General features: G+C 69.6%; 16 protein-coding genes. 6 read left to right on the top strand and 10 right to left on the bottom strand.

The annotated features are described in order from the left end of the window. Window positions 1-565: 565 nt before the first annotated feature. Together FM076_RS00430 and FM076_RS00435 are read right to left on the bottom strand one after the other, a co-directional pair. Window positions 566-1,021 (bottom strand): VOC family protein, encoded by a 456-nt coding sequence (locus tag FM076_RS00430; RefSeq protein ID WP_173867970.1) that lies wholly within the window; start codon window positions 1,019-1,021, stop codon window positions 566-568. A gap of 193 nt (window positions 1,022-1,214) precedes the next feature. After that, window positions 1,215-1,574, bottom strand: a complete 360-nt coding sequence (locus FM076_RS00435; protein WP_173867971.1) for a hypothetical protein — start codon at window positions 1,572-1,574, stop codon at window positions 1,215-1,217. 522 nt (window positions 1,575-2,096) lie between these two features. On the opposite strand from FM076_RS00435, the gene FM076_RS33020 reads away from it, so the two are divergent. Further along, window positions 2,097-2,396, top strand: a complete 300-nt coding sequence (locus FM076_RS33020; protein WP_202034899.1) for a hypothetical protein — start codon at window positions 2,097-2,099, stop codon at window positions 2,394-2,396. 473 nt (window positions 2,397-2,869) lie between these two features. Here FM076_RS33020 and FM076_RS00445 read toward each other — a convergent pair whose 3' ends face one another. From FM076_RS00445 to FM076_RS00460, 5 genes are all read right to left on the bottom strand, one after another. Beyond that, window positions 2,870-3,319: a DUF6196 family protein gene (locus FM076_RS00445; protein ID WP_173867972.1), complete on the bottom strand. Its 450-nt coding sequence runs from the start codon at window positions 3,317-3,319 to the stop codon at window positions 2,870-2,872. Between the two features lie 291 nt (window positions 3,320-3,610). After that, a complete protein-coding gene (locus tag FM076_RS34555) occupies window positions 3,611-3,736 on the bottom strand; it encodes a hypothetical protein (protein ID WP_274598771.1) in 126 nt (41 codons plus the stop codon). Window positions 3,737-4,072: 336 nt separating this feature from the next. Then, window positions 4,073-4,936, bottom strand: a complete 864-nt coding sequence (gene vph, locus FM076_RS00450) for a viomycin phosphotransferase (protein ID WP_173867973.1) — start codon at window positions 4,934-4,936, stop codon at window positions 4,073-4,075. Window positions 4,937-5,265: 329 nt separating this feature from the next. Then, window positions 5,266-6,018, bottom strand: coding sequence for an SDR family NAD(P)-dependent oxidoreductase (locus FM076_RS00455; RefSeq protein WP_173867974.1), 753 nt, complete (start codon window positions 6,016-6,018; stop codon window positions 5,266-5,268). Then, window positions 6,015-6,317: a hypothetical protein gene (locus FM076_RS00460; protein WP_428814618.1), complete on the bottom strand. Its 303-nt coding sequence runs from the start codon at window positions 6,315-6,317 to the stop codon at window positions 6,015-6,017. Before FM076_RS00460 ends, FM076_RS00455 begins: the two co-directional genes overlap by 4 nt. A 363-nt stretch (window positions 6,318-6,680) precedes the next feature. Between FM076_RS00460 and FM076_RS00465 the strand changes: the two genes are divergently transcribed. Further along, on the top strand, window positions 6,681-7,244 hold the full coding sequence (locus FM076_RS00465) for a hypothetical protein (protein ID WP_180217686.1): 564 nt from the start codon (window positions 6,681-6,683) through the stop codon (window positions 7,242-7,244). 3,285 nt (window positions 7,245-10,529) lie between these two features. Next, the gene (locus FM076_RS00470; protein ID WP_173867975.1) at window positions 10,530-11,318 is read left to right on the top strand and encodes an FHA domain-containing protein; all 789 of its coding nucleotides are present in this window, start codon (window positions 10,530-10,532) and stop codon (window positions 11,316-11,318) included. A gap of 22 nt (window positions 11,319-11,340) precedes the next feature. On the opposite strand, the gene FM076_RS00475 is transcribed toward FM076_RS00470, so the two are convergent. Then, a complete protein-coding gene (locus FM076_RS00475) occupies window positions 11,341-13,266 on the bottom strand; it encodes a protein kinase domain-containing protein (protein ID WP_173867976.1) in 1,926 nt (641 codons plus the stop codon). A 317-nt stretch (window positions 13,267-13,583) separates the two neighbouring features. On the opposite strand from FM076_RS00475, the gene FM076_RS00480 reads away from it, so the two are divergent. After that, complete coding sequence (locus FM076_RS00480; protein WP_345944827.1) at window positions 13,584-14,366, top strand: polysaccharide lyase family 7 protein; 783 nt, start codon at window positions 13,584-13,586, stop codon at window positions 14,364-14,366. Window positions 14,367-14,680: 314 nt separating this feature from the next. On the opposite strand, the gene FM076_RS00485 is transcribed toward FM076_RS00480, so the two are convergent. Further along, on the bottom strand, window positions 14,681-14,950 hold the full coding sequence (locus FM076_RS00485; protein WP_173867977.1) for a DUF1330 domain-containing protein: 270 nt from the start codon (window positions 14,948-14,950) through the stop codon (window positions 14,681-14,683). 373 nt (window positions 14,951-15,323) lie between these two features. Here FM076_RS00485 and FM076_RS00490 point away from each other — a divergent pair, with 373 nt between their 5' ends. Continuing rightward, on the top strand, window positions 15,324-16,250 hold the full coding sequence (locus FM076_RS00490) for an NAD-dependent epimerase/dehydratase family protein (protein ID WP_173867978.1): 927 nt from the start codon (window positions 15,324-15,326) through the stop codon (window positions 16,248-16,250). A 300-nt stretch (window positions 16,251-16,550) separates the two neighbouring features. Next, entirely contained in the window at window positions 16,551-16,991 is a 441-nt protein-coding gene (locus FM076_RS00495; RefSeq protein WP_173867979.1) for a WapI family immunity protein, read from the top strand. A gap of 510 nt (window positions 16,992-17,501) precedes the next feature. Here the strand turns inward: FM076_RS00495 and FM076_RS00500 are convergent. After that, the gene (locus FM076_RS00500) at window positions 17,502-17,978 is read right to left on the bottom strand and encodes a MarR family transcriptional regulator (protein WP_173867980.1); all 477 of its coding nucleotides are present in this window, start codon (window positions 17,976-17,978) and stop codon (window positions 17,502-17,504) included. Window positions 17,979-18,011 lie beyond the last annotated feature (33 nt).

Here is an 18,011-nt window from a genome sequence, read left to right on the forward strand (position 1 = left end):
TATGGGGAGTGCGGCGAGGCTGACGCTGGTGCGGTCCTGCCATGGCGGGTGGCCAGACCGCACGACTGCCTGAGCTTGTTGGCACAGCGCTCGATCGCGTTGCTCTGCTTGCGAACCTCACGGCCGATGGCTGGCGGCCGACAGCTGCGACTGTCCGGCCGCCTGCGGTCCGATGCCTGGCCGGTCGGCTGTGGAATCACTGCCAGGAGACCACGACTACGGAGATGACCACGGCTGGCCCGGAACGAATACGCCTCCTCCCCGAGGACTCTCTCCCGTTTCGTCCCCAGCCTGCCGACCGGCTGGGGCATCCGGATGGTGCCAGCACCTTGGCGAACACCGGGTTGTCACCGTTCTGGCCAGGCGTATTGAGAACGAAGGACAGGGGCTGACAGCGGCACGATGGAGGGTGTCGTGAGTTGTCGGAGGCGGGCTCGTCCGGCGGGCGCCACGGCTGGTAGGCGGAATACGGTGGCGGACCCGGGCCGGTGCTCCGTGGCGGGACAGGCCGGAACACAAAGGGGCGACCGGCTCAGGCGCACCGGGCCGTCGCAGCGAGCGTCCCTCAGATGACGTCGAATTCGTTGCCCTCGGGATCTTGCATGGCGACGGCGTAAAACCCCTTGTCCGGCTCATCGCTGATCCGCAGCACGGTCGCACCAGCTTTGACCAACCGTTCCACCATAGCCTTGACTCGCTGTGTGCGGACGTCCAGTGGGACATCACGGCCCCCACCGACCTTCAGGTCGAAGTGCCACCGGTTCTTGGCGGCCTTCGGCTCCGGGACCTGCTGGAACCACACCCTTGGTCCACGTCCGGTGGGATCGATGATCGACTCCGGAACATCGCCGGCACCGGTCGGCAACTCTGCCTCAGGCACCCCCAGAGCCGCCCAGTAAGAACGCCACGTGGCATACCCGTCCGGCGGAGGCTCAGGCACGTAGCCCAGGGCCTCGGCCCAGAAAGTCACCATTCTCTGCGGATCGAAGCAGTCGATCGTCAGCTGCACTGTCATCTCCATGTTCGGAGCGTCCCAGAGGGGACTGACAGGAGAACAACTACCTCAAGGCACCCCGAGCTTGATCGGTCTGCTGTTCACAGTAGTGAGAGCGGCTACTCCGGGCCTGAGCGCCGTGCCCAACGGCGACCGCCCGCCTGACGCCGCCCGACTGTGCGGAAGCGGCCCCGACGGGCGGTTTCGGACACCGGCGTCGTCACGGACAGCCGCTGGTCCTGTACTCGACGATCGGTGAGTCACCGTACGGGCTACGGACCTGGAAGTAGATGTGGTACTTCTCGGAAACGTTGCGGGATGCGTGACCGTAGCCGTCCTTGACGAACATCACGGTCTTCCACCTGTCCTTGACGCCTTTGTAGTTGAAGCGGGCCGAGGCCGACAGCCCGTCGTTCACGTTGTCCCATAGGCGCCAGTCGTCGCCGCACGGGTCGAAGACGACACCTGCCGCGTTGCCGGGCGCCTGCGTCCAGTCGCGGTACGGGACCGCAGCCGCGGCCTGGGGGGCCGTACTGAGGACCAGACCTCCGACCACGGCCACTGTCGAGAGTACCTGCATCGCCCGGACAGAACGACGCGGCCACAGTCGTCGTCTATGATTCGCCATTCATTCACTCCGTTCGGCTGGCAGTTGTTGTCGACGCATACGGAATGATTACTGAAACCTCCGGAAGAAACATCCATCCGGGGTACCAACCGCCGTAAACCACGGCGGTACGGCTGGACGTTTCTTTTAGCCGCACGTGAACGAAGTAGTTCAGGACTTGATGACTGAACGCGACCGCACGCAGCGGGTAGTTCAGCTCGCAACTTTTTGGAAGACTCTTCATAACGCGATGGCTGACCGATGACGAGCATCGCACCTGGCGGGCCTCCAGGTCCGCGATGCGCCTGCTGACCGACCGGCTCGACCGTGACCCTGCAGACTTCCGCCAGCATGCCGATCCCTTGCCAAGAACTGCTGGTGATGCTCTCCGAGTCTTCGGCACGAGCCCTGCCAATACGCGAGTTGGCCAAGCGCACCAACACCAGTCGGAGCCGAATCTCGTACGCCCTGGGCAGGCTGGAGGCCAACGCGTAGGTGCGGCGCGAGCACTATCCGGGTGACCGGCGCGACTGGCTGGCCACGCTCACCGACGACGGCCTCACCACCTTGAGGACCGCTGCCCCAGCACCCATCGACAGCGTCCGCGCCCACCTGTTCGACCAGCTCGACCTGCTGACACCACAGCAGGTCGAACAGCTCGGCGAGGTCAGCGAGGTGATCCTGACAACACCCCACCGATGTCGCGGGCACACCTCCTGCTCGGTGCAATGGCCCACCGCGATGCCCACCGCCACGGAATGGAGCAGCGGAAAGGCCATGGCGGCCTGTCAGTGACCGGCGAGCCCGAGACGAATACTCGCTCCGTACAGGCCGTCGCTGGCCGCACCGCCTCGCTGAGGTGATCCAGCACCCCAGGAAGGGGCTCGGTGAGGGAGGGGCGAGCCGTACGCAGCAGACCGAGGCCCGCAGCTGAACCGGCGGACCATGCGGGAGGCCGGCATGCACAGTTCGCGGCGGAACTCGCGCAGGGGGCCGCCCCGCCAAAAGAGAAACTCGCCTTCGAGCTGATGACACTCATGGAACTGGCCAACGCGGAGTCGGTCCTGCACGACGACTTCACCTGCTACGACAAAGCGGCCACAGCCGTCTTCAAGCGCCTTCGAGTCCACGCCACGACCCGGCGCTGCTGTCCGCCACCGCGTAGCCCCTCCCCCACCACACAATCGGCCGACCGGCCCGTCGACCGAGCGGCCGGGCCACCCCCGGCGGGCCTTTCGCATCCCGACGAGGTCGTCGGCCGACGCCGCCTACCGACGGTCCGCACCACCACCCCCGCCCGCCAGGCTACGCACGTGCGCCACTGCCTGGTCCAGAAGCTGGGCGGGTACGAGCCAGTAGTCGTAGATGCCGCCCTGCGCGGAGTTGTGCCCGCACAGCACGGCCACGCCGGTGCCGAGGCGGTCCTTCAGTTCGCCGGCCAGCCAGCCGACGAAGCCGCTGTTGTCGGCTGCTTGGGGAAAGTGGAAAGAGAAGGCGCCGAACAGCTCCGCCTTGTCTCCGCGCGCCGGTTCGAGGACGCACCAGCTCTCTTCATCCCGTACCAGTGCCAGGGCGCCGGCGGACGGCTGCGGTACCGGGCTCGCGGGATATTCGTGGTAGGCCCACTGCCCGGGCAGCACCGCGAAGGCGGCCTCCGCGAGGACCTGGCCCAGCCGGGTGCGCGTTTCCTGTGGTGTTTCACGACTGATGCTGACCATGACCCTGCAACCAGGTGGGGCACTCATCGATTCCCCCTCCCCGGGGGCATCGGCGTCGCCATCGGGACGGCCATTGTCGACGCCGGCCAATCGGTACGAGTGCGCGTCTCGGCGTTCTTCGCCGTCGTTCAAGTGGCGCTGGCCCCCGGCAGCAGGGAGCCGGCGAGAGCTACTGTGACCAGGACAGGCTTCGCGGAGTGGCAATGGCGCGATTGGACGACCCCTCGGCCGCCAGACTCTCTACGCCGGGACGGTCGGCCCGTCAGGTTCCGGTACCGGGCCCGGACCGGCTCACGCGCGGGAGATCTCCCCGCTGCGCTGCCTCCCCGCGAGGGCGGCGTGGGCGGCCTGTTCGGCGGTGGTGAAGCGGTGCTGCACTTCCTGTGCCATATCGGGGTCGGTGTTGGCCAGCTCCATGGAGGTCGAATAATGAGGCAGCCGGAGGAGGGCGGGTCCGTGAGGTCGATGTCGATCGCCTGCACCCTCAGGTTCCGCAACCGGTCCTTGACCGGACCAGGCTGTCCCCGCAGTTCGGTCCGCACAACGGTATTGGTCTCGTAGCAGCGGCGCAGTGCGCGGAGGTAGAGCTGCCGTTTGTCGCCGAAGGCATCGGTGGCTGCTCCGATCCTTCCCGAGAGGAAGGCCGACGCTGATTCTGGTTCGGACAGCAATCCGAGAGGCGGTCGTGTGCTCGTGCCCGGTGCCGCAAGCTCCAGCGGTTGCCCGCCGACGGGAAAGCACAGCTGGCGCCACTCAGCGGTAGTCGGTCAGGCCGTCCGCCAGTTCTTCCTCGTCACCGTCACGGATCGCGTAGAGGGCTTGCTGCAGCGCGAATGTGCCTCGGATCGCGGCGATGCGGGCAAGAAGCCGGTGATCTGATGGGCGGCCCAGAGTGACGATCCTTTGGAGGAGTTGGGGGCCGTAGCTGGCGCCGATGGCTGCGAGGTCCTCGGCCGGGTCGCTGAGTGTGACGTCGTCCCAGTCGAGTACGCCGGAGAGGTGCGGCAGGCCGTGCGTCCAGTCCCATAGGACGTTTTCGGCACCGAGGTCGCCGTGCACGACCGCCCGGGTGAGGTGAGGAAGGCCGTCGAGTGCTGCGAGTTCCCGCTCGGCCCGCAGGCGTCCGCTGCTCGACATGAGCGGGAACAGTTCCGCGCGCACGTTCTCCGCGAACCGCCGCCACTGGTCTTCTGGCGCCTCAGGGAGAACTGCTCGTACCGTCTTGTCGGCGCCGGCACGGGCCAGACCGGACAGCAGCGTGGCGTACTGCGCCGCCACGGTGTCAACGACTCGGGGATCGTTGAGGGCGTCGGCCTCCAGCGGTTCCCCGGGGATGCGGCTGAGGACCAGGAACGGCGACTCGTCTGTGCCGTGGGCGCCGCCCTGGAGCAGCGGCTCAGGCGTGCGGAAGCCGAGGTCGAGCCCGGCGAGTGCGCGTAGTGCGGCCACCCGCTGGGGCAACCGTGCAGCCGCCGCCCGGGTGCGCGGCAGGCACACGACGCGGTCCGAGCCAATGACCACGACGTGAAATTGTCCCTGGCGTACGGTCAGGTCGTCCGGTTCGTCATCGGGCAGCAGACGGCTCAGCAGAGCCCGATGCGTCGTACGGATGCTCACAGGTGTCCTCTCAGTTTTTCGGTGGGCCCGGGAAGCGATGTGCACGGGGTGCTGTCAGGGGGCGACGTCGGCGAGCTGGCTTCTGCCCCAGCGTGCACCTATAAAGCTGCGAATGTGGGCTCCCTGGCGAAGCGGATACCGCGAGTCGCCGCGCTTGTGGAACGACCAGCGAGTGCACGGCCGGCCGAGTTCGGCCGGGGTAGGGAGTGGCCGTACCGGGGAGGGACGAATCAGAGCCACCTCGCTCTCGTCACCCGGTAGGACGTCCAAGCGGTGCGCGACGCGCAGGAACGCCTCGGTGGCCATGTGCTCCTCGACCGCGATGACCCTCATGCCCGTCGTCCGCCATCGACCGACAACGTGATCCCGGTGACATAGGACGCGGCGTCCGAGGAGAGCCAGAGTGCCGCCGCTGCGGCCTCCTCCGGTGCGGCCGACCGGCCGAGCGGCGTGTTCGCCGCCTGCCGCGCCATCATGTCGGTACCGGCTGCCACTTCCTCCCACCCGGGAGTGAGGGTCGGACCTGGGCACACCGCGTTGATCCGGATGCCGTCCGGTGCGTAGTCCACCGCGGCGACCTTGGTGAGGCCGACAATGCCGTGCTTGGCGGCCACGTAGGCGGGGGCGGTCGGGATCGCGTACAGGCCGCCGTTGGAAGCGATGTTGACAATCGCGCCGCCTCCACGGTGCCGCAGCGCCGGCAATTCGCACTTCATGCATAGAAAAGTGCCGGTCAGATTGACGCGGACCACCCGCTCGAACTCGTCCGGCGTCATCTCATCGAGCCTGTGGCCGTGCGAGGCCATGCCTGCGTTGTTCACCGCGACATCGAGCCCTCCGAACGCCGCGGTCGTGCGCTCGACGGCCGCCTGGACGGATCGCTCGTCCGCGATGTCGACGGTGACGACCAGCGCTTCCCCGCCGTCCTTCCTGATCGTTTCGGCGGTCTCGGCGGCTGCGTCCGCGTCGATGTCGAGCACGGCCACCGCGGCGCCGCTCTGGGCGAGCTGGAGCGCCGCCGCGCGGCCGATGCCGCTGCCTGCCCCGGTGACCAGGGCCGCCCTTCGGGAAGCGCCGCTCATGCCAGTGCCTCCTGGTTGGCCCAGGAGATCTTGTACGGGTGCCGGGACTGCCGGCGGCCGATGACCTCGAGCACGCCCGGTGCGGAGAAAGCCTTCGCGAGGGCGTCGGTGTCGGCGACGGCCACCTCCACGATCGCGGTGGCGATCAGGCCGGGAATGACCTCCTCGCCGGGGACGGAAATGTGACGCCGAGTGGTGACCGACTGCACGGCACCGGAGTCGAGCACGACCTGTTCGATGTCTGTGAGGTACTGATCGAGTTCGGTATCGGGCAGCGGCTGATCGAAGGAGAGGATCATCGTGTGGTTGATCAGGCCGCCATTCTTGGCTCTGCGCTGCGCCCGCGTCCAAGACCGGTTTGCCCTTCAGCGATAACCTGGAGGCATGGCCGGACTGGCGCCCCGCGAACTGGAGTAACTTTTCGCACTCGCCTATGAACTGCGCTTCGGCCGGGCCGTCGTCCGGCTCTCGATCGCCCAGCCGGCGCTGCCGAAAGGCGCCCCACCGGCCAAGCACGTACATCGACCACCGAGAAACGCGGCTACCCCAGCAGACGGCCACACCCCGTCGGGCCGTGTACGTGGACCAGGTTCGTCTGTGGGTCTCCCCGGTCTCCCCGCCCGCTTACGGGTATCGGCGGGCACAACGATAACGTCCGTCCCATGACCGCCCTCGACACGCTGATTCGCCTCTGCCCGCCGCCCGCCGATCCGCCACCCTCGGTGGACTGGACGCGAACCGAGCGCTCCCTCGGTACGGCTCTGCCCGCCGACTACAAGCAGCTTGTGGAGGCATACGGCGACGGACTCTTCGACGAGACGATCTGGCTGCTCGTCCCCGACTCCGCCCATGACGACTGCAACCTGCACAAGCAGGCAGCGGAACGGAGCGACATCCTGGCCGGCCTGTGGGAGTTCGAGGACAAGCCGGCCGGCCTGCAGGAGGCGGGCGCCGGGGTGCTGCCATGGGCGTTCGAGGAGGGCACGGGCGCGTTCCTGTACTGGCTGGTGCGGTCCGGTCAGCACCCCGACGAGTGGACCGTGCTCTACAACGAGGGGCGCGGCCCCCTGTGGGAGCACCACGACACGGGGTGCCTCGACTTCCTGCTGGCGGTGCTCACCGGAACAGCGGAAACGGAATACTTCGGCTACCTCTACGAAGTACTGAAGCCGACGGAGCACCGCTTCACGACGGCCGACCAGGCACTGGGGATGCCCGGGCATTGACACCGTCGGCTGCTGGGGACGGCCTGGCTCGATCCTGGCATAGCTGGCTGAGAACCACAGTTGCCGCCTCAGCCAACCGCTCCCCGTGAGCGCCGAGCAGCCGATTGGAGACTCGGTTGGCAGGGGTGGGTGGCGAGGGGCGAGATGACGATGTCGGCGTACAGGCGTACAGGCGTACAGGCGTACCGAAGACGCTCCAGCGCCTCTTCCGAGGCGTCGGTGTCCGTAGTTGGTCCAGATATCGATGTTGGCGGAGGAAGACCGCCGCTCTCCCTCCTCCGAGTGCAGTGGTCCGTTGCAGGAACGTAGGCGTGGCCGTCCCAGCGATGAGGGCCCCGGCGTGAGGTTCTTGGGAACGGAACCCGCTGCCGCCCGGGCCAGGCGGCAGCGGGAGGGTCGTTACGGAGCGGGAGCAGGAGGTGGTGGGGGTGCGGGCGCGGGCTCGGGTTCCGGGGCGGGGTCAGGGGCCGGTGCAGGCTCGGGTTCCGGCGTGGGTTCCGGGGCAGGTGCGGGCTCCGGCTCCGGCTCCGGCTCCGGCTCCGGCTCCGAGGCAGGCTCAGGTGCAGGTTCTGGCGCGGGCGCAGGATCCGGTGCGGGCTCGGGCTCCGGCGCAGGGGCGGGCTCGGGTTCCGGCGTGGGCTCGGGTGCGGGTTCCGGCGCGGGCGGCGGAGGCGGGGCCGGCGCCTCGCCTTCGGGCGCGGAGGGAGCCGGTGGAGCAGGGGCCTCAGCCACAGGCGCCGCTTCCGGAGCGCCATCTCCGGGCACCGGCGAAGCGGGCAAGGTGCCAGGAGCGCCGTCTTCAGGCGCGGGCGGGGCGTCCGGCACCAGCGGGTCGGGCGCCTCGCCCTCAGGCGCGGGCGGGGCCGATTCGACCGGGGCTCCATCCTCGGGCGCCGGGGCGGGAGCCTCCGGCTGCGGCGCCGACGCCGAAGGCGGAGGCGGAAGCGGCGCGGTAGCCGGAGGCGTACCGGGTGCCGGAAGCGGCGCCGGAGCCGGGCCGGGAGTCGGAGGCGTACCGGCCGGAGCCTCGGGCTCTGGAGCCGTCCCAGGCGGCGGCGACGTCGGCGCCTGCTTCTCCTCGTGCTCCTGGGCCGCACGTGCCTGAGCCGCACGCGCTTCCTCCGCACGGGCCAGCTCCGAAGGTGACGACGCGGGCGGCTCCGGCTGCGGCGCGACTTCCTGGAGGTTGGCCAGTGGCTGGTTCGGCAGTATGCCGCCGTTGATCGGACCGGGGATGTACGGGGCTGGGCCGTTCCCCTGGCCGGGGGGTTTGGCTACGCCCGCGGAGACCTCAGCCCGAGTGGGTTGGAACGCCGGGTTGAGGGGGTCCCGCGACGGGTCCGGTGGGATCCCGCCGTCCATCTCACGTATGGCCCTCTTGTACTCGGGCGTGGCGTGCTCGTTGGTGTAGGCACTCGCGTTCCACAGGGCGCCCAGAGCAGCTGTGACGGGTGGAACCCGCTTGAGAATCCCCTTTGCCGCCTTCTTGCCGTCACTTTCGCCCTCAGGTTCGGGGAGCCGGCGGACATTGTCCGGGTCCCTGAAACCCTCGACAGCGGACACGATCTGATCAGGGCTGACGAAGCCGGTGTAGCCACCGTCGAAGGTGCGCCCCCAAAAGTCGCTCCAGTCCCATCCGGGGGTGGGGGCGGGTTCGTTCGCGTGAGCGTTGACGTTCGCCCCGTCGGGTCGGCTCCCACTCCCGGGTGCCGAGGGGGCACCGTCCGCGGGAGCGTCCTGGCCGGCCCCGGGCTGCGGGGTCGCAGCGGCCGGGGGCGCGCCCGGTGCGGTTCTGTCGGGGGCAGCCACCGGTGGTTCTGGCCCGTCGCCCTCGGGGTCGGGTGTCCCGGACCCGGGGTGCGGCGCGGGCACGGTCCCGGTCAGGCCGTAAAACTGGTCGTACGGGGGTGCCGCGGTGCCGTCGTCGGCCCATTTCCCCGAAATGAAGTCCGACAGCGGCGACCCGGGCGGCGGTGCGGGGACCGCGCCGGGCTCCGGTGCCCCTGTCTGGGGAGCCGCCTGGGACGGCGTCGGCTCCCGCGGTGAAGGCGGCGGAGGCGGCGGCACCGGATCGTCCGACCCCCCGGGCCCGGAGAACGCGGTCTCCGCGCGCTGTCCGGATCCCGCGCCGGCGCCGGGGTCCCGAGGGTTGTCGCGTTCCTGCTGGCTGTCGATCTGCTGGTGGTGGGAGTGCTGGCGCCCGTCCGCGGCCTGTGCCTGGCCCGGCTGCACGACCGCGGACAGCAGCCAGGCACCGATCCCCAGCGCCCCCGTCAGCGCAGCCGTACGAGCAAGCTGGCGGTCCCACAGCGGCGTCGCGTTGCGCTCCGGGCGCGGCGCCGAGAACACCGGCCGCGCTGCCACCGGTCGCGCACCGGGTCCGCCGTCACCGAGCGTGCCGGAGACCACGATGTCCGTCAGCTCACCGACCGTGCCCGCCGGTACCTCGACAACAGCACCGCCGCGCTGGTACGAACGCCTCGTGTGCCCCGGCTGCGCCGCCAGATACGTGACCCGACCGAGCCCGGCGAGTTCCTCGACGTCGACGATCAGCACCACCGCCTCGGACAGTTCGACGCCGGTGCGTTGCCGGTCCCACCAGGTGCGCAGCCGCCATGCCGCATCCGGCGCGGCGAACTGGTCCTCGTACATGGTCGGTACGAGGACCGGCGCGTGGGCGCCGGCCTCGGCGAGCCGCGACCTCATGCCCACGGCGACGGAGTTGGCCAGGTGGAAGTTCCTGACCAGCACCAGAAAGGCAGGACCCGGATGGTGCTGCTCCGGCGCACCGGTGCGTCCTTTCGCTCGCGGGGGACGGCCGAGTGGTTCCGGAACTCCCCGAAGATGCATAAGTGGCGCCTCCTCATGACTGGACGGGGCGAGCCGGCCCGCTCACTGCTGGACGCGGCTCGACAAGCCCTGGTCTCCTGGTCCGCGGTGACGGTAGGGGAGACCGCCCGGGACCGGTCCCGGCCCACTGGTGTGACCGACGAACGGTTCCGCTGCGCCGGCCGTCGCTCCAACTCGGGGCGGGCTGTCGTGGACGACGGCCCGCCCCTCCCCCTCTTCGAAAACCCCTCCCCCGGAGCCCCTCCCCGAAGCCCCTCCCCCGGAGCTGTCGTCCCACTGCCGCTGCCCGCGCAGGCGGTGCCCGCGTCGGCGTGCGCGTCTTCCTACCGGCCGGTTCCGGGGAGGGGTCCCGCAGCGGATGCGCACACTGGTCACAGCGCGGTACGAGTGCCGCGTAGTCCGCACTCACAAGTCCATGAACCGAGGAGATCAGCGATGGCGCTCTCCACCAGTCTCGCTCGCGGTGTCGCGGCCGCCGCGCCGGGAACCCTGCACGCGCGGACGGTCACCGACGAGCTGAGCGCACCGCCCCGCCAGGGGGTCACCCTGTGTTTCGGGCGCGGTGAGAAACCCGACGTTGACCTGGGCGTCGGCGTGGACGACCTGCGGGTGAGCCGGCGGCACGGGGAACTGACGTACCGCCAGGGCATGTGGTGGCTGCGCAACACCGGACGACAGCTCGTCCGGCTGCCGCGTGGCCGGATGATGCACCTCAGCACCGAGCCCATCCCCCTCGACACCGGCTACACCCCGCTGTTCGTGAAGGGCACCGGCTACCGGGAGCACTTGGTCGAGCTGTATGTCTCGGGCCACGACGACCAGGGGCCGGTGTCGCGGCGGCGTGCCGAGACCGTACGGCCGGAGACCTTCGCGCTCGACGACGACGAACGGCTGCTGCTGGTCGTCCTGGGCCAGCGGTATCTGCTGTACGAGGAGGACCCGCGCCCCCTGACCTACTCCATGGCCGCCAGGCAGCTCGCCTACCTCCGCCGGGACGCCGGCTGGAACGAGCGCAGGATCGAGCACCGGATCGAGGCCGTACGCCGCCGTCTGGACCGCAGCGGTTTCCGCTACCCGCTGATGCACGACAAGTCGCAGGGCCGCCCCACCGACAACAGCCTGCTGCACAACCTGATCAAGGGGCTGGTGGAGTCCACCACTCTCGTGCCGCCGGACCTGGAGCTGATCGAGGACGACGCGGGCTGGCCGGAGGTCGCCCCCTGAGCGGGCAGCTCGCCGCCCGGGGTCACCTGGCGCGGAGTTCGGCGGCGGCGGAGGCCGCGAGGTCGGTGGCCATCCCGCACAGCTTGTCCGTGGTCCGGTTGCCGCGAACGGTCAGGCGCACCATCTCTGCGGCCGTCTCGGCCTCCCTGCCGTTGTATCTACGGTACTCGACGAAGACCTCGCAGGAGTCGTCGTCGGGTTCGACGATCGTGCGGTACCCGCTGAGTGTGCGCGCGGTGGCGCCGCCCGTCGCGGACCTGGGCTGGTCGCGCATGAAGGCGATCTCGGCGCCCAGTTCGTCGACATCGCCCGACCACTCGCAGCTCCAGTTCGCGACACCGACCTCCGGCACGTCCACTTTGAGGCCGGGTACGACGGACAGTGCCTTGGCGTCGAGCAGCTCGCAGGCGCTCGTCCAGGCCAGTGACGTATGCGGGTAGGCGACGGGACGGCGGCGGACCGGCCCCTCGTTCAGGACCTCTGCCGCGTGCTCGGCGGCCTTGTCGGCGACCGCGCACAGCGTCGCGGTGCCGCCGGCCACCGAACCCTCGCCCATGTTGACGCGGACCCCGACCAGGCTGCCGCCCGTGTCGCCCTTGGGCGTCAGCAGCAGCTTGCACTCGTCGCTCTCCGACTCCTCCTCCTGGATACCGATGCTTCCGATCGTCCTGGAGGGTTTCGACATCTCCGGCGGCGAGCCCCGGCGCAGCCGGATCGACACGTCGATCCGGGTTCTGTCGTCGGAGCGTACGAGTACGTCACACTGGTCGAAGTTGCCGTAGTCCGCGTCGAGTTCGGCCCTGCCGAAGCGGTCGAGAGCCGCGGGGTCGGCGAGCGCGCACACATCCACCTGGTGCGGATCACCGATGAGGGCCCGCGACGCGCCGACCGAACCGCGTTCCTCCTGCCGGCTCCCACCGGAGCCGGCGGGGGTCTTGTCACCGCCGTCGCCCTGGCCGGCAATGGCGGCAAGTCCTCCAGCCAGTACGGCGCTGATGCCGAGGGCCGCGATCAGCGGCCGACGCCACCCGGGGCGGCCTGAGGGCGAGGGGGCGGGCCGGCCAGTCGGGTCACCGGACCCGCCGACGGCCGCCAGAAGGCGCTCGGCCTCGGCGGCGCTGGGACGCCGGTCCGGATCACGCTGGAGCATGGCGGTGAGCACGGGATGCAGCGGCCCCAGGGCATCCGCGTCCATCTCGACGACGCCTTGCTCGGCCTTCCAGTGCCGCAAGCGGTCGGCGTCCTCCTTGCCGTTCCGCGCCCCATGGGGGACGGCGTCGCTCCCGATGTCTCCGCCGCGCGGTGGGGCGCCGGTGACCAGGGCATGCAGCGTGGCGGCCAGGCAGAACACGTCCGAGGCCGGCCGGGGGACGTTGCCCCGGGCCAGCTCGGGTGCGGCGTAGTCGGGCGTGAAGCTGAACGGGCCGTTGAGCGTGAGGGTTTCCGTACCGCCGACGCGGTAGGCGGCTCCGAAGTCCAGCAGTTTCGCGGTTCCGCGCCGGGTGAGGCCGATGTTGGCGGGCTTGACGTCGCAGTGGACGATGCCCTCCGCGTGTAACGCGGCCAAGGCGTCGGCGAGTTGGGCACCGATGCGGGCCGCCCGCACCGGGGAGACGGGTGGCAGCCGGTCCAGTCCGCCACCGGGCACGTACTCCATGACGAACCAGTACGTCTCCGCGCCCGTGCCGCGTCCGCGCTCGTCCGGCTCCACGGTCACGACGTCGTACAGGGTCACGACGTGGGGGTGATCGCGGAACTTGGCCAGCGCGCGCGGCTCGCCCAGCAACCGCCGCACCGCGGTTTCGTGATCCCCCTCCGGCAGCTCCGGTTTCAGCGCGACATCCTGGCCCACCACCGTGTCATGGGCCAGCCACACCTGCCCGCCCCGCCCTGTGCCGATGACCTCCTTGAGGACATAGCGGCCGGCGAAGTCGTCCCCGGAACGCACAGATCTCCCCCTCGATCGATGCCGGAGCGCACACGGCCCGCAGCGTGTACGCGCATCGAATCTACTGCCTGCGTCGGGCCGTGCGCAGTCTCTGCCCGGAGTCTCCATCAGTCGCGCGCATCCGTGCGCGGTGGGGCGAGAGATGAACGACTGGCGGAACGGCTCCTGGCGACTGCGCAGTTCCGAAACCGCCGAGACCTCGCAGCTCGGAACCGCCGGGAATGCGTAACGCGGAACCGCCGGGAAGGGTCCCGGAAGAAGCCACTACGGTGCGCGTCAGCGTGGAAGCCAACACTTCGACGAGAAGGAGACTCCCCGTGCCAAGAACCCGGACCACGATGCTGGCCGGCATCGTCGCGGCCGTCTCGACCGCCACACTCACGCTGTCCGCTCACGCCGACACCGCGGCCCGGCACGAGCCGCGGGCCACCCGGTGCGCGCACCCCGCCGACGTCCTCGACCTGACGAACTGGAAGCTGACCCTGCCCACCGGCGAGGACGAGGACCCCACCGAAATCACCCAGCCCGAACTGGCGGCCTTCTCCGCCGACCCCTGGTTCCGGGCCGACACCGGCTGCGACGCCGTCAGGTTCCGGGCCGCCGTCAACGGTGTGACGACGGGCGGTTCCAGCTACCCGCGCGCCGAACTGCGGGAGATGACCGAGGGCGGCGAGGACGAAGCCGCATGGGCCACCACGGACGGCACCCACACCCTTGTGGTCAGGGAGTCGTTCACGGCACTGCCCGAGGAGAGGCCGTACGTGGTCGGTGCGCAGGTCCACGGCGGGGACGACGATGTCACCGTCTTCCGCCTCGAGGGCAGCAAGCTCTACGTCACGGACGGCGACGACCGCCACCACCACCTCGTCACCGACGACTACGAGCTGGGCACCGAGTTCGAGGCGAAGTTCGTGGCCGAGGACGGAGAGATCGGCGTGTACTACAACGGCGAGTTGCAGACCACCATCTCCCACGACGGCGACACCAACTACTTCAAGGCGGGGGCCTACACGCAGGCCAACTGCGACAACTCCGATCCGTGCGACGACGACAACTACGGCGAGGTCCGCCTCTCCGCCCTCAAGGTCACCCACACCTGACCGACGGCGCGGCACGTCTGACGTCGAGGGACGGCGGCCGGTCACGCAACCTGTTCGCGGACCGACCGGTCGGTCTCCCTGACTGATCAGTCTCCGCTGACTGGCCGGTCGCCCGCCCACCGCGTCCGACGCGCCCGCCTGTGCCCTGAGCGGCGGGCCAGTCCCACATGTCGGCAGATTTCCCTGCACTCATGGGAGTGCCGCCATCTGCCTCTCACACGGGTTCTCTCCCCCAACGACGCCCTGCGCCACATGACGTGACCACACGCTGAACGGGGCTTGATCCCAGCAGCCCGACAGGCGGTTTCGATGGGTCACGCCTCGGTGCCGACCTCCTGCCGCTCCGCTTCAGCCTGGATCTTCGCCGCCCTCTCCCGCGGGTCGTACCCCGGTCCCACTCCCTCGATCAGCAGCAGGTCGCCCTCGATGTGGTCGGTCCGAAGCTGCAGAATCTCCTGGTAAGCGGGGGACTCGTACCAGGCGCGGGCCGCCGCCAGGTCGGGGAACTCGATCAGCACCATGCTGCCGGGCCAGATGCTTCCACCACCTCGGCCGGCAGGCGCCCAGTCCGTTCCGTTCCCCATCCCGTTCAGGTTTCGGCGCCGGCGGATCAAGAGCCCGCGCCGTCACATCTTCGGACCGCCGGTCGGAGGCGCCGCCGCCGTACCGCTGCCCTCGTCTCCCTCGGCCTCGTCACCCTCGGCGAACACCGGCACCGAGCGCACGCGACGACGGCATGGAGGAGACCGCCGGCAGGCGCAAGAAGGCCCTCGCGGAATCGCGGCCGAGCGGAAGGAGCCGTCGAAGCCGTCGGCCTCACGCCTCCCGGGTACTTCCGGGCGTTTCCGTGACCAGGAGTACGCCACCGTCGAACATCCCTTGCGCACGCGCCTACTTGCATATGCTGTATATTTCGATCCGAACCGATAGGTGTACGCAATTAGTTGGAGGCCGGTGGTGCGGATATTCGTGACCGGGGCGAGCGGATACATCGGCGGCTCCGTGGCCCTGCAGCTGGTCCGTGCGGGACACGAGGTGACGGGGCTGGTGCGGAGCAAGGAGAAGGCAGCCGCCCTGGAGCGGCTGGGGATCACACCGGTGGTCGGGACCTTGGACGACGCGGAGGCCCTGGTGGCGTCGGCACGGGCCGCCGACGGCGTGGTCAACGCCGCAGACAGCGATCATCGTGGGGCGGTCGAAACCCTCGTCCACGCGCTCACCGGCACCGGGAAGGTGCTGCTGCACACCAGCGGCTCCAGCATCGTGGGGGACGACGCACGCGGTGAGACCGCGGCGGAGCGTGTCTTCGAGGAAGCGGACGTCGCATCCGGCAGCGGGTGGGAGCCGGAGCCGGACAAGGCGGCACGGGTCGCCATCGACCGGCTGGTGCTGGACGCGGCCACCCAGGGCGTGCGCGCGGTCGTGCTGTGCAACTCGCTGATCTACGGCCACGGCCGCGGGCCGTCCAGGGACAGTGTGCAGATCCCCCGCCTCGTGCGCCAGGCGCGGCGCAGCGGCGTCGCGCGCCACATCGGCGCAGGCCGCAACATCTGGTCCACCGTGCACCTCGACGATGTCACCGACCTGTACGTGTCGGCGCTGGAGAACGCGGCACCGGGCTCCTTCTGCTTCGTGGAGAACGGTGAGGCGTCCTTCGCCGAGATCACCAGGGCCGTCGCCGACGCCCTGGACCTGGGACCGGCGCAGCCTTGGGACATCGACTCCGCGATCGACGAATGGGGCCACGAGCCCGCCGTCTACGCCCTCGGCTCCAACAGCCGGGTCCGCGGCGCCCTTGCCCGTGCCGAGTGGGGATGGCGTCCCCGGCATGCCTCCGTCACCGACTGGGTGCGGTCACGGCTGACGTCGGGTGAGCCCGGCTGAGCGGTTCCACCGCCGCGATGGCGGCAGTCGAAGGAGCCCCGGTCTCAGTTGCAGCAGGCGCGCTCGCTTTGCTTGCGGGACCAGGAACCTCGTGTCTCCTCGGAGCAGCCCAGTTGGCAGGCCCAGCACGGACGACGGCGGAGGCGGCGCAGTCTCTCCAGGAACAGCAGCTCGATCCGCGCCCACTGCGCCTCAGCCGACGGCACACCCGGGCCAACGAGCAGAGGAGCTGAACGAACGGCACGGGCCTTGCCGTTCAACCGGTTGAGTGGTGTGGACAGTGACTGACATTCTTATGTGGTGCTGCTGGCTGATCACGAACATCGCATCAAGCTGCGTGCGCTGCGCTACCGGTTCCCGGTGGCCAGCGGCGACCAGTACGACGACAACTGGCTGGTCATCGGAGGTGAGGTGACCACGCCCGAGGGCGGTTGGTCCTTCGCCGATCCCTGCCTCCTGACCGATGAGGCCCGCCAGCTCTCGCCGTGGCTGCGCGCCGTCGGTGGGGCAATGCCGACAGACGCACAGTCGGACCTCCACTTCCTGGAACCCGTTCTGTCTTTCAGCCGCACTGGCTCCGGCCTCGTCCGAATCCGTCTCTCTCATGAGGCCGCGCCCCCATGGCGGGATCGCGATGAAGGCTTGGACGAATACGTCCTCGAGATCAAGACCACCATCGCCGACCTGCACCAGGCGGCGGACGAGTGGGATCGCTGTCTGGCCCCGTTCCCACCGCGCTGACTCGGAAGTTCGGCCCTGAGCACTGTACTTCGTGAAAATTTGCAGGTCGGGTGAGCTGATGTGCGCGGATTCCGGCGTACTCGCGCTGGTCGGTGACGAGTGTCCCCGGCAGGGATCGTTTGACTGGGCGGCTTGAGCGTTCCCCGGTTTCTGCTGCTCCTGCTGCGAGGCGTTGCCTCCCGACCGTCGCTGTGCGGGTACGGCGCCGGCCCCGAGGAGGGCGCAGGGTTGTCGGAACTGAGCCGCCGACGGCCCGGTGGACGTCAGAGTGGTGGGCGCAGAGCTGGGACTCGAGGTGCGGCGGTACGACGGAAAATGGAGCCGCTGCGGGCCGTCGACCAAGCTCGCCGATCGCGACTGGCTGCACAAGCGCCCCGAAGGGTGGTCACCCGACATCCGTAGCCGCGTCGGCCCACAACCGAACGGTGCGTAACTGACGTGACGGCGCATAACTGACGAACTTGTCAACTGCAGTTGAGCGCCGCCCGCCCGGGCCCGGGGCGGCATCCGTCAGCCTGTGGGCGTGCCGATCTGGTCGCGTTCGAGCACGCAGCGCAGCTTCGAGATGACGCGGACGGCCGCCGCGGCCGAGGAGCCGTCGAGCGTGTCTCCGATCAGCTCGGCGAGGCCGTTGGTGAAGGTCGTCTCCGCCGCGTCGACGAGTCGCGCGCCCTCGTCGGTCAGATCCAGCAGGGAGGACCGGCGATCGGACGGATTCGGCTGCCGGACGACCCATCCCTGTTTCTCCAGGCGGTCGGCGCTCTTGCTGGTCGCCCCGACGCCGATGGCGAACTCGGCGGCGAGGTCCGCCACGCGGGCCCCGGGGCGGTCGCGCAGGAAGCGCAGGAACTCGAACTGCGAGGTGACGATCCCGTGCCGCTCACGGAGACGGTCGTTGAGGGCGTTGTACAGACGCGTCTCGCACCTGACCAGATCGGCGAAGAAGCCCGGGAGGTCGACCTCGTCACCACTCAATTTAGATGCCACGGCATATAGTGTAGGGGAAGCTACTTACGACAG

The sequence above is a fragment of the Streptomyces albus subsp. chlorinus genome (genome assembly GCF_013302895.1).
In the GTDB taxonomy this organism is placed as follows: domain Bacteria; phylum Actinomycetota; class Actinomycetes; order Streptomycetales; family Streptomycetaceae; genus Streptomyces; species Streptomyces chlorinus.